This window comes from Streptococcus mitis (assembly GCF_023109235.1).
Classification (GTDB): Bacteria; Bacillota; Bacilli; order Lactobacillales; family Streptococcaceae; genus Streptococcus; species Streptococcus mitis_DA.
In genome coordinates this window covers 18,057-30,138 of record NZ_JALDUC010000002.1, presented here as the reverse complement: position 1 = coordinate 30,138, position 12,082 = coordinate 18,057, and the positions used below count along the sequence as shown (strand labels likewise).

The window sequence follows — 12,082 nt, the reverse complement described above, 5'->3', positions numbered from 1 at the left end:
TATAAAAAATTCTTGTTTATGATTTTTCATCTGCAAGCGATTTGCAGTAGATAAAAAGACTGAGAGCTTACTTCTCAGTCTTGGATATATTGAAAGAGGTGGTCGAGTTGGTTTAGGTAGTCGGTGCGTGAATTGATAATTCTCAGGATATGGACTTCTTTTTCATGAATGAGGTAAAAGAGTAGGTATTGTTTAGAGACAATCATTCTGAGCGTGTTTCCTGGATAGAGGGAGTATCCGATTTTATGATCAAAGTTAATACCACCCTCTGGTGAGAACGTGAGTAGGTTGCTGGTTTGTTGGAGGCGAGTGATGACTTTCTTGGCTATGTTTTCACTGAACTCTGTGGAGTAATAGCTGAAAATATCGTCTAAGTCTTGTCTAGCTTGTTCTGTAAAGCGTACTTTATAGTCCATACTTTGAAAAGACCTCGTCTGCGTCGTAGAGACGTCCTTCGATGATGTCTTGGTAGCCTTTATCTAGTTCTGCTTTGAGTTCGCCTAGGAAGACTTCTGCTTTGAGTTGGTCGGCTGTCTTAATTGGGAGACCTTTTTCAAGGACTATTTGTTCTACAAAAAGGTTGAGTGCATCTGAAAGGCTGATGTTTTTACTTTCTAGAATATTTTTTGCTTCTTCGAATAGTTGGTTATTGACTCGGAAGTTATAAACTCGGTCTCGTGTAAGTGTTGACATAGTATTTCTCCTTGTAACGCTGTTGTATTACACATATCTTACAAAAAAAGATAGAGAAAGTCAAGTATGGGGAAAATAAGCATTGGCAGTTCTTTTTGAATTTAATTATAATATATAGTTTATAGTTTATAGTTTATTTGGTTTAGAATAGCACACTGTTGTTTTAAAAAATATTAGAAATTGGTTTCTATTTCGCAATGAATATGTTCGATTGGTATTTCATTTCGCTAGAGTATGTAGAATCTAGCATAGTAGACAATGACTTCTAAAATATTGCTAGAAATTAATTTGAGTTTCCCGATTGATTTGTCTCGTTCTTATTTCATTATGCTCAGTTCTGTGGAAAGATAAATGAGTGAATAGCAAAAGATTGGAATTTTAATCGAATTCAAAAGTTTCTTAATCTGGAAACAAGAGCAGACAAAATAGAGAAGGCATGATATAATATAAATTAGATTTCTATGTCATAAAACAAGAACTGTTTGGACATCATTCATTTTAAAATTTTCTATGTTCAAACGATAATAAAATAGGGGCTCTAAACCCTTGCTACGAAAGGAAAAAACTCAATGGCTACTATTCAATGGTTTCCTGGTCACATGTCTAAAGCACGTCGACAGGTTCAGGAAAATTTAAAATTTGTTGATTTTGTGACGATTTTGGTGGATGCACGCTTACCTTTATCTAGTCAAAATCCTATGTTGACCAAGATTGTTGGTGACAAACCAAAACTCTTGATTTTAAATAAGGCAGACTTGGCTGATCCAACAATGACCAAGGAATGGCGTCAATATTTTGAATCACAAGGAATCCAGACGCTAGCTATCAACTCCAAAGAGCAAGTGACTGTAAAAGTTGTAACAGATGCGGCCAAGAAACTCATGGCGGATAAGATTGCTCGCCAAAAGGAACGCGGCATCAAAATTGAAACCTTGCGTACCATGATTATTGGAATTCCAAATGCTGGTAAATCAACTCTCATGAACCGTTTGGCTGGTAAAAAAATTGCCGTTGTCGGCAATAAACCAGGTGTTACCAAGGGGCAACAATGGCTCAAAACCAATAAAGACTTGGAAATCTTGGATACACCGGGTATTCTCTGGCCTAAGTTTGAAGATGAAACTGTTGCACTGAAATTGGCCTTGACTGGAGCTATCAAAGACCAGTTGCTTCCTATGGATGAGGTAACTATTTTTGGTCTCAATTATTTCAAAGAACATTATCCAGAAAAGTTGGCTGAACGCTTCAAACAAATGAAAATTGAGGAAGAAGTGCCTGTTATTATTATGGATATGACCCGCGCCCTCGGTTTCCGTGATGACTATGACCGCTTTTACAGTCTCTTCGTGAAGGAAGTCCGCGACGGCAAACTCGGTAACTATACCTTAGATACATTGGAAGACCTCAATGGCGACGATTAAAGAGATCAAAGAACTACTTGCAACGGTCAAGGAGTTAGAAAGCCCTATTTTTTTAGAGCTTGAAAAGGATAATCGCTCTGGAGTTCAAAAGGAAATCAGCAAGCGTAAAAAAGCTATTCAGGCAGAATTGGATGAGGATCTTCGTTTGGAATCCATGCTTTCCTACGAAAAGGAACTTTATAAGCAAGGATTGACCTTAATTGCTGGTGTTGATGAGGTCGGCCGTGGTCCTCTGGCTGGGCCTGTAGTCGCTGCAGCTGTTATTTTACCTAAAAATTGTAAGATTAAAGGCCTAAATGACAGCAAGAAAATTCCTAAAAAGAAACATCTGGAGATTTTCCAAGCTGTCCAAGACCAAGCCTTATCAATCGGCATTGGAGTCATGGATAATCAGGTCATCGACCAAGTCAATATCTATGAAGCAACCAAACTAGCTATGAAGGAAGCAATCTCCCAGCTCAGTCCTCAACCTGAACACCTTTTGATAGATGCCATGAAACTGGATTTACCAATTTCACAAACATCCATCATCAAAGGAGATGCCAACTCCCTCTCGATTGCAGCAGCTTCTATAGTAGCCAAGGTGACACGTGATGAATTGATGAAGGAATACGATCAGCAGTTCCCTGGCTATGATTTCTCTGCTAATGCAGGATATGGAACTGCTAAACACCTAGAAGGACTGGAAAAACTAGGAGTTACCTCAATTCACCGGACCAGTTTTGAACCCGTTAAATCGCTGGTTTCAGGAGAAAAAGAAAGTTAAGTTAGAAGGAATGATTATGGAGGAACAGTCAGAAACACTCAGCTCCAAGAAAGAATTTGCCTTTGCCTCGAGTACCATATTATCCCAAGTTGGAAGAGGAATCATTGTTGGTCTCGTTGTTGGAATTATCGTTGGATCCTTTCGTTTCTTAATCGAAAAAGGCTTCCACCTGATACAAGGACTTTATCAAGATCAAGCGCATCTAGTGCGCAATCTTTTTATCATTGGTCTATTTTATTTAATAGTTTGTTGGCTCAGTGCTAAATTAACACGGTCAGAGAAAGATATCAAAGGCTCAGGAATTCCTCAAGTCGAAGCCGAACTGAAAGGCCTCATGACCCTCAACTGGTGGGGAGTTCTTTGGAAAAAATATATCCTAGGAATTTTGGCTATTGCCAGCGGACTCATGCTAGGACGTGAAGGACCCAGTATTCAACTTGGAGCAGTTGGTGGTAAAGGTATTGCCCAGTGGCTCAAATCCAGTCCAGTTGAGGAACGGTCCTTGATTGCTAGTGGTGCTGCAGCTGGTCTAGCTGCAGCCTTTAATGCACCTATTGCAGGACTTCTCTTTGTTGTAGAAGAAGTCTATCACCATTTTTCACGCTTTTTCTGGGTCTCAACTCTAGCAGCTAGTCTCGTAGCAAACTTTGTCTCTTTGCTCATATTTGGCCTAACACCCGTACTGGATATGCCAGACAACATCCCACTCATGACCCTAGACCAGTATTGGATTTACCTCCTTATGGGAGTTTTTCTTGGACTATCTGGTTTTCTCTATGAGAAATCTGTGCTCAATGTTGGTCGAGTTTATGATTGGCTTGGTCAAAAAATACGTTTAGATAGAGCTTATTATCCAATTCTGGCCTTCATTCTCATCATACCAGTCGGAATCTTCTTACCCCAAATCCTTGGTGGTGGAAATCAACTTGTTCTTTCCCTAACTGAGCAAGATTTTAGTTTTCAAGTTCTATTAGCTTACTTTTTGATTCGCTTTATTTGGAGCATGATTAGTTATGGAAGTGGCCTTCCAGGTGGAATTTTCCTACCAATTTTGGCGCTTGGGTCCTTACTTGGTGCGCTAGTTGGTGTTATTTGTGTCAATCTTGGACTTGTCAGTCAAGATCAATTCCCAATATTTGTCATTTTGGGAATGAGTGGCTATTTTGGAGCCATATCCAAGGCTCCCTTAACTGCAATGATACTCGTAACTGAGATGGTAGGAGATATTCGCAACCTCATGCCACTTGGATTAGTAACCTTGGTCGCCTACATCATCATGGATCTACTCAAGGGGGCACCAGTCTATGAGGCTATGTTGGAAAAAATGCTGCCAGAAGAAGCGACAGATGAAGGAGAAGTCACTCTCATTGAAATTCCTGTATCAGACAAAATTGCTGAGAAACAAGTACACGAACTCAATTTACCACACAATGTCCTTATCACAACCCAAGTTCATAATGGAAAAAGCCAAACCGTTAACGGTTCAACCAGAATGTATCTGGGGGATATGATCCACCTGGTGATTCCAAAAAGTGAAATTGGAAAAGTCAAGGATTTGTTGTTGTAGAGTATATTACATAATTTAAATTATGTAAATTATTAAATAAATTAGAAAACCGATTCTCAGCAATGAGATCGGTTATTTTTTTACAGATAGTATATTTCACACACAAGTAATTGAACTTTGGTAAAAATAAGACTATAATCAAGTTAGAAATGATAAAGCATAAAGCTAGAAAGGAGTTTACTGTATCAAATCTTTACAGTAAGATTAAAATCATGAAAAAGAAAACAATAGCAATTATACAATGTATTTTGTATCTCATAGCTCCTTATATAGCTCTTCAGTTGTGTAGTATTAACAGAAGTTTAGTGGGTGAGTTCTTTATTATTTTCTTTATTCTGTTGACTATTTCATTCTGGTTTAGTATTTGGAAACTAGAAAAAGCACTAGATAATGATTCACAATAATAACTCCAAAGATTTAGATCTGTTTTGTTTGTAGGTCTAAGTCTTTTTATCACTTTTAAAAAAACTCTATAACATCTTTCTGAAAAACTATAATTTTCTTGAAAAATAAATAAGTCTATGCTATACTACTAGTAGACTTATTTATGGAGAAAATACATGAAACGTGAGATTTTACTGGAACGAATCGACAAACTAAAACAAATCATGCCCTGGTATGTTCTTGAATACTACCAATCTAAGCTGGCTGTACCTTACAGTTTTACAACCTTGTACGAATACCTCAAGGAATATGATCGATTTTTCAGCTGGGTTTTAGAGTCTGGTATCTCAAACGCCGATAGAATATCTGATATTTCTTTATCTGTCTTGGAAAATATGTCTAAGAAAGACATGGAATCTTTTATTCTTTACCTACGTGAACGCCCTTTGCTGAATGCTAATACAACCAAGCAAGGAGTTTCTCAGACAACTATCAATCGAACCTTGTCAGCTCTCTCCAGTCTTTATAAGTATCTAACCGAGGAAGTCGAAAACGATCAGGGGGAACCTTATTTTTATCGTAATGTAATGAAAAAAGTTTCAACCAAAAAAAAGAAAGAAACACTTGCTGCCAGAGCTGAAAACATCAAACAAAAGCTCTTTCTAGGTGATGAAACAGAAGGTTTTCTAACTTATATCGACCAAGATTACCCACAACAGCTCTCAAATCGCGCCCTATCTTCATTTAATAAAAATAAAGAACGTGATTTGGCCATTATTGCTCTTCTCTTGGCGTCCGGTGTTCGCTTGTCTGAAGCAGTTAATCTAGATATAAGAGATCTCAATCTAAAAATGATGGTTATCGATGTCACTCGAAAAGGTGGCAAACGTGATTCGGTCAATGTTGCTGCCTTTGCAAAACCTTATCTAGAGAATTATCTAGCCATTCGTAATCAACGCTATAAGACAGAAAAAACAGATACAGCCCTTTTTTTGACACTCTACAGAGGTGTTCCTAATCGTATCGATGCTTCCAGTGTGGAAAAGATGGTTGCTAAGTACTCTGAGGACTTCAAAGTGCGTGTAACCCCCCACAAACTGCGCCATACCCTAGCAACCAGGCTCTATGATGCGACTAAATCGCAAGTTTTGGTCAGCCATCAGCTAGGACATGCCAGTACACAAGTCACTGACCTCTATACCCATATCGTTAATGATGAACAAAAGAATGCTCTAGATAGTTTATGAAATACATAAAATAAATTATGTAATATATGGTTTTAAAAAGAAGCTGGTCCTACAACCAACTTCTTTTTGATTTATCCAACTACTGCTTCAGCAATTTCTTCACGGCTAATACCAGCGAAATAGCGTGTGATATCGATGCTTTCCAGTGCCTTAAGGACATCTTCGCGTTCGTATTTCACCCCACGAAGGATATCTTCTACTGCAGCAACGTCTTCAATACCAAAGAAGTCACCATAAATCTTGATGTCTTGGATTTTTGATTCGAGAACATTAGCAAAGATTTCCACCTTACCACTAGTGAATTTTGTTCCACGACGGACGTTAAATTCAGGTGATTTACCATAGTTCCAGTCCCAAGTACCGAACTTAGTATCCTTGATGCGATTGATTTCAGCCAATTCTTCTTCTGAAAAGACATATTCAGTCATCTCTGGGTACTCTTTTTTCATGTATTCCAAGAGCAAATCACGGAATTCTTCAACTGTGATTTTTTCTGGTAATTCATTGACAATATTGGTCACACGAGCACGAACAGATTTCACACCTTTTGATTCAAATTTATCTTTTGAAACCTTAAGGGCATTTGCGAGGACTGACAAATCAACGTCAAAGAGCAAGCAACCGTGGTGCATGATACGGCCATTGATATAGGCTTGGGCATTGCCACAGAACTTCTTACCATCAATCTCTAAGTCATTACGGCCTGTAAATTCAGCTTTAACCCCAAGTTGAGCCAAAGTATTGATAACTGGAGTTGAGAAGCTCTTAAAGTCAAAAGCTTTGTTTTCATCTTCTTTTGAGATGATCGTGTAGTTGAGGTTATTTAAATCGTGGTAAACAGCTCCACCACCACTAATACGGCGGACCACCTCAATACCATTTTCGCGAACATAATCACGGTTGATTTCTTCGATAGTGTTCTGGTGACGACCAACAATGATAGATGGCTTATTAATCCAAAGTAGGAAGATTTGATCCTCATCCAAAAGGTGTTTAAAGGCATATTCTTCCAAGGCAATATTAAAGGCAGTGTCGTTTGAATGATTGATAATATATTTCATGATATCCCTTTATACGATAGAGACTGGAAAGATATTTTCCAGTCTATTCTATCTTTCTTTTATTTTTTCTTAGGTGAATGGATGGCCATTCCTAAAACATCTGCAAATGCTTCGTACATCACTTCAGAGTAGGTTGGGTGTCCGTGGATAGTCTTCAGCATTTCTTCAACAGTAATTTCCATTTCGATAATGCTTGATGCCTCGTTAATCAATTCTGCAGCTGCAGGACCGATAATATGAACACCAAGGATTTCTCCGTATTTCTTATCTGCGATAACTTTAACGAAACCTTGAGCAGCATCAGATGCAATTGCACGACCGTTAGCAGCAAAGTTGAATTTACCGATGGCTACATCATATTTCTCACGGGCTTGTTCTTCTGTTAAACCGACTGCTGCTACTTCAGGAAGAGTGTAGATAGCTGCTGGAGTCAAGTTCAACTTGGCAACAGCATGATTTCCTTTAAGGGCATTTTCAGCGGCAACTTCACCCATACGGAAAGCTGCGTGAGCCAACATCTTAGTACCGTTGATGTCACCTGGTGCGTAAATTCCTGGAACAGAAGTTTCCATGTATTCGTTGACCTTTATACGTCCACGATCCAATTCAAACTCAACCTCTCCAATACCTTCAAGGTCTGGCACACGACCAATTGAAAGAAGAGCTTTATTTGCGATGATATCGTCTTTTCCTTCAACCTTGATACGAAGTTGACCATTTTCCTCAATGATTTCTTGCAGTTTAGTACCAGTTAAGATGGTCATTCCTTTACGCTCAAGGATTAAGCGAAGGTTCTTAGACACTTCTGCATCCATAGCTGGCACAATACGGTCCATCATTTCGATAACAGTCACTTTTGAACCAAATGTCATGAAGGCCTGACCGAGTTCGATACCGACAACACCACCACCGATGATAACAAGACTTTCTGGTACTTCGTTCATTTCAAGGATGTCGTCGCTGGTCATGACAAGTGGAGATTCCATACCAGGGATGTTGATCTTGCTGACTTTTGAACCACCAGCAAGGATGATTTTCTTGGTTTCAAGTAATTCAGAGCCATTTACCAAGACGTTCTTGTCTTTAGTAATGGTACCAATTCCTTTATGAACAGTAACTCCGTAGCTACGAAGAAGACCAGTAACTCCACCAACCAAAGTATTGACTACCTTAGACTTGGTTTCAAGGAGTTTGTCCATATCAACAGTGAAGTTAGGATTTTCAATCACAATACCACGATTTGCAGCATGACCGATATTTTCAATAATTTCAGCGTTATGTAGGTAGGTTTTAGTTGGGATACATCCACGGTTCAAGCAGGTTCCACCGAGTTCAGATTTCTCAACAAGGGCAACCTTCCCACCGAGTTGGGCAGCTTTAATGGCTGCAACATAACCAGCAGGACCTCCACCAATCACAACGATATCAAAAGCATCATCGCTCTTACCATCATCGTTTGAAGCACTTGCTGTAGGTACAGGGCTAGCTTCTGGCGCTGCTGCTCCAGCTGTTGGGATATTTTCCCCTTCTTCGCCAAGGTAACCGATAACTTCCGTTACAGGGACTGTTTCACCGTCCCCTTTGAGGATAGCAATCAAGTACCCATCTTCTTCGGCTTCCAATTCCATGCTGACTTTATCAGTCATGATTTCCAAAAGGATTTCTCCTTCTTTTACAAATTCTCCGACTTTTTTATTCCATTGGACGATTTGTCCTTCTGTCATATCCACGCCGGCTTTTGGCATAATTACTTCTAAGGCCATGTCTTCCTTCCTTTATCTATATCTTAAAAATGAATACTCTTGTACTTAAATCAACATTGAGATTGGATTTTCAATCAATTCTTTCAAGTCTTTCATAAACTTAGCACCAGCCATACCATCTACGACACGGTGGTCAATTGTTAAACCAAGGCTCATGATTGGGCGAATCACAATTTCACCATTGACTACAACTGGCTTCTCGATTGTCGAACTCACACCAAGGATAGCTGAGTTTGGTTGGTTAATGATAGGACCAAAGGACTGAACACCAAACATTCCCAAATTACTGATTGTGAAGGTTGAATTTTGCAGTTCACTTGGAGCCAATTTACCATCCAAGGTACGACCGATGACATCCTTGAAGGCTACAACCAGTTCTGAAAGACTCATCTTCTCAGCATTGTAAACAACAGGTGTCATCAATCCATTATCCATCCCAACTGCCATGGCAAGATTGACATAGTTGTGAGTGATAATGGTCTTGCCATCTTCTGTCAATGAAGCGTTGATGTATGGGTGTTTCATAAGAGTCTTAACAACTGCAAGTGAAAGAAGGTCTGTTACAGTAGTCTTCTTCCCAGTTGCTTCCATGATTGGCTCAAGAACCTTCTTACGAAGAGCCAACATTTCAGTCATATCAACTTCATAGTTGAGGGTGAAGGTTGGCGCAGTTAAGTAAGATTCAACCATACGTTGGGCAATAACCTTACGCATTGGTGTCATTGGAATACGCTCGATTTCACCGTATGGTGTTACGTTATCAGGAACTTCTTCCACTTTTTCAATCTGAGCAGGAGACTTGATGGTATCGTTTTCGATATTTTCAGGAAGCAAGGCCAAAACATCCTTCTTCATGATTTTACCACGATGACCGGTTCCTTGGATTTCCTGCCAAGCAATATTATGTTCGAGGGCAATTCGTTTTGCAAGTGGCGAAATGCGAACCACGTTTGTGTCTTTATAAGTTTCCACGTCTTCTTTGTGGACACGACCGTTTGCACCTGAGCCAGAAACGTCGTAGAGGTTGATCCCTAAATCATCCGCTAACTTTCTAGCCGCAGGAGTCGCTCTTAGCTTGTCATCAGCCATGACCTCTCCAATTCTATACTAAGATATTAAGGACGAAGAGCTCCGTACCTAAAAGATACAAAGTTTCTCGTCAGCTTTATTTTTTTACATAACTTATCTTATGTAATTCTATTCTTTGTTATAAGTTTTTCGGATTGCATCTTTGATGCTTTCAACTGTTGGAATCATTGCATTTTCTAGATTTTGTGCATAAGGCATTGGCACATCTTCTCCTGCACAACGACGGATTGGTGCATCTAGATAGTCAAATGCTTCCGATTCTGAAATAATAGCTGAAATCTCTCCGATATAGCCGCTTGTTTTATGGGCATCGTTAACCAGAACAACTTTACCAGTCTTCTTAACTGAGTTAATGATAATCTCCTTATCAAGCGGAACAAGGGTGCGTGGGTCAACAATCTCAACAGAAATTCCTTCTTCTGCTAATTCTTCAGCTGCTTGAACCACACGGCGAAGCATTTTTCCATAAGTAACAACTGTTACATCCGTACCTTCACGTTTGATTTCCCCAACTCCAAGTGGAATCGTATAGTCTGGATCAACTGGTACTTCCCCTTTTTGGTTAAATTCTGACTTGTACTCAAGGATAATAACAGGGTTGTTATCACGGATAGAAGACTTAAGCAGTCCTTTCATGTCCGCAGGCGTACCTGGTGCTACAACCTTAAGTCCTGGGATATGAGTGAACCAAGACTCTAGAGATTGTGAATGCTGGGCTGCAGAACCAACTCCGTTACCAGCTGCACAACGAACAGTCATTGGAACCTGACCTTTACCACCAAACATGTAACGTGTTTTAGCAGCTTGGTTGACGATATTGTCCATGGCAATAACCGAGAAGTCCATGAAGGTCATATCAACGATTGGACGAAGTCCTGTCATGGCTGCTCCGGCTGCTGCTCCAGAGATGGCAGCTTCAGAAATAGGACAGTCACGAACACGTTCTGGACCAAATTCTTCAAGCATTCCAACAGAAGTTCCGAAGTCTCCTCCGAAGACACCGACGTCTTCTCCCATCAAGAACACATTTTCATCGCGACGCATTTCCTCAGACATAGCAAGGATAATGGTGTCACGGAAGGACATTGTTTTTGTTTCCATTTTATCTCTTTCTCCTTAGTCTGCGTAAATATCTTCAAAGGCTGATTCAAGCGGTGGGAATGGACTTTCTTCTGCAAATTTAACAGAAGCTTCTACTGCTTCCTTGACTTGCGTTTGGATTTCTTCCAATTCTTCGGCACTTGCAATAGTGTTTTCAATGAGGTGCTTGCGAAGGTTTTCGATTGGGTCTTTTTGTTTCCACAATTCCACTTCTTCGCGGGTACGATATTTACCAGGGTCAGATGATGAATGACCAAGCCAGCGATAAGTTACACTTTCAATCAAGACTGGACCATTGCCACCACGAACATGATCTACAGCTTTCTTAAATCCTTCATAGACATCTATGACATTGTTACCGTCTTCGATGAACATTCCAGGAATTCCATAAGCAGCGCTACGTTGATGGATATGCTTCACATTAGTCATTTTCTTGATATCCGCAGAGATACCGTAACCGTTGTTAATGCAATAGAAAATGACTGGCAGGTTCCAGATAGAAGCCATATTTACTGCTTCGTGGAAAACACCTTCGTTGGTCGCACCATCTCCAAAGAAGCAGACAACGATTTTTCCAGTATGTTGCATTTGCTGACTGAGGGCTGCACCAACAGCGATTCCCATACCACCACCTACGATACCATTGGCACCAAGGTTACCAGCATCAAGGTCGGCGATATGCATAGATCCACCTTTACCTTTACAGGTTCCAGTGTATTTACCAAGGATTTCAGCCATCATTCCATTGAGGTCAATCCCTTTTGCAATAGCTTGCCCGTGACCACGGTGGTTTGATGTGATCAGATCATCTGGATTGAGAGCCAACATAGCACCCACGTTAGCTGCCTCTTCTCCAACAGAAAAGTGCGTCATTCCTGGCACTTTCCCTTTCTTTACTAATTGTGCAATTTTTAAGTCCATACGACGGATTTCTTCCATCTTACGGAACATTTCTAGCAAAAGATTTTTATCTAAAGTTGACATCTTCTT

The 12,082-nt window shown here is 39.9% G+C and carries 11 protein-coding genes; 4 read left to right on the top strand and 7 right to left on the bottom strand.

Features of this window, described 5'->3' with window-relative positions:
- Positions 1-74: 74 nt before the first annotated feature.
- Both M1F55_RS01510 and relB read right to left on the bottom strand, forming a co-directional pair.
- Positions 75-416: a type II toxin-antitoxin system RelE/ParE family toxin gene (locus M1F55_RS01510; protein ID WP_247947127.1), complete on the bottom strand. Its 342-nt coding sequence runs from the start codon at positions 414-416 to the stop codon at positions 75-77.
- Positions 406-693, bottom strand: a complete 288-nt coding sequence (gene relB, locus M1F55_RS01505; RefSeq protein ID WP_000105961.1) for a type II toxin-antitoxin system RelB/ParD family antitoxin — start codon at positions 691-693, stop codon at positions 406-408. Before relB ends, M1F55_RS01510 begins: the two co-directional genes overlap by 11 nt.
- 569 nt (positions 694-1,262) lie before the next feature.
- Between relB and ylqF the strand changes: the two genes are divergently transcribed.
- From ylqF to xerS, 4 genes are all read left to right on the top strand, one after another.
- Positions 1,263-2,114, top strand: coding sequence for a ribosome biogenesis GTPase YlqF (ylqF, locus tag M1F55_RS01500; protein ID WP_247947126.1), 852 nt, complete (start codon positions 1,263-1,265; stop codon positions 2,112-2,114).
- Positions 2,101-2,880 carry a ribonuclease HII gene (locus tag M1F55_RS01495; RefSeq protein ID WP_247947125.1) on the top strand — a complete coding sequence of 260 codons (780 nt, stop codon included), beginning with the start codon at positions 2,101-2,103 and terminating at the stop codon, positions 2,878-2,880. The genes ylqF and M1F55_RS01495 overlap by 14 nt, the downstream gene beginning before the upstream one ends.
- Before the next feature lie 16 nt (positions 2,881-2,896).
- On the top strand, positions 2,897-4,447 hold the full coding sequence (locus M1F55_RS01490) for a ClC family H(+)/Cl(-) exchange transporter (protein ID WP_247947124.1): 1,551 nt from the start codon (positions 2,897-2,899) through the stop codon (positions 4,445-4,447).
- A gap of 560 nt (positions 4,448-5,007) precedes the next feature.
- The gene (gene xerS / locus M1F55_RS01485; RefSeq protein ID WP_020903340.1) at positions 5,008-6,078 is read left to right on the top strand and encodes a tyrosine recombinase XerS; all 1,071 of its coding nucleotides are present in this window, start codon (positions 5,008-5,010) and stop codon (positions 6,076-6,078) included.
- Between the two features lie 71 nt (positions 6,079-6,149).
- Here the strand turns inward: xerS and M1F55_RS01480 are convergent, their stop codons facing one another.
- The 5 genes from M1F55_RS01480 to M1F55_RS01460 form a co-directional block, all read right to left on the bottom strand.
- On the bottom strand, positions 6,150-7,139 hold the full coding sequence (locus M1F55_RS01480) for a lipoate--protein ligase (RefSeq protein WP_247947123.1): 990 nt from the start codon (positions 7,137-7,139) through the stop codon (positions 6,150-6,152).
- Between the two features lie 59 nt (positions 7,140-7,198).
- The gene (gene lpdA, locus M1F55_RS01475; RefSeq protein ID WP_247947122.1) at positions 7,199-8,902 is read right to left on the bottom strand and encodes a dihydrolipoyl dehydrogenase; all 1,704 of its coding nucleotides are present in this window, start codon (positions 8,900-8,902) and stop codon (positions 7,199-7,201) included.
- Between the two features lie 45 nt (positions 8,903-8,947).
- Positions 8,948-9,991: a dihydrolipoamide acetyltransferase gene (locus M1F55_RS01470; RefSeq protein ID WP_000752716.1), complete on the bottom strand. Its 1,044-nt coding sequence runs from the start codon at positions 9,989-9,991 to the stop codon at positions 8,948-8,950.
- Between the two features lie 108 nt (positions 9,992-10,099).
- A complete protein-coding gene (locus M1F55_RS01465; RefSeq protein WP_000448715.1) occupies positions 10,100-11,092 on the bottom strand; it encodes an alpha-ketoacid dehydrogenase subunit beta in 993 nt (330 codons plus the stop codon).
- A gap of 15 nt (positions 11,093-11,107) precedes the next feature.
- On the bottom strand, positions 11,108-12,076 hold the full coding sequence (locus M1F55_RS01460) for a thiamine pyrophosphate-dependent dehydrogenase E1 component subunit alpha (protein ID WP_084946544.1): 969 nt from the start codon (positions 12,074-12,076) through the stop codon (positions 11,108-11,110).
- Positions 12,077-12,082 lie beyond the last annotated feature (6 nt).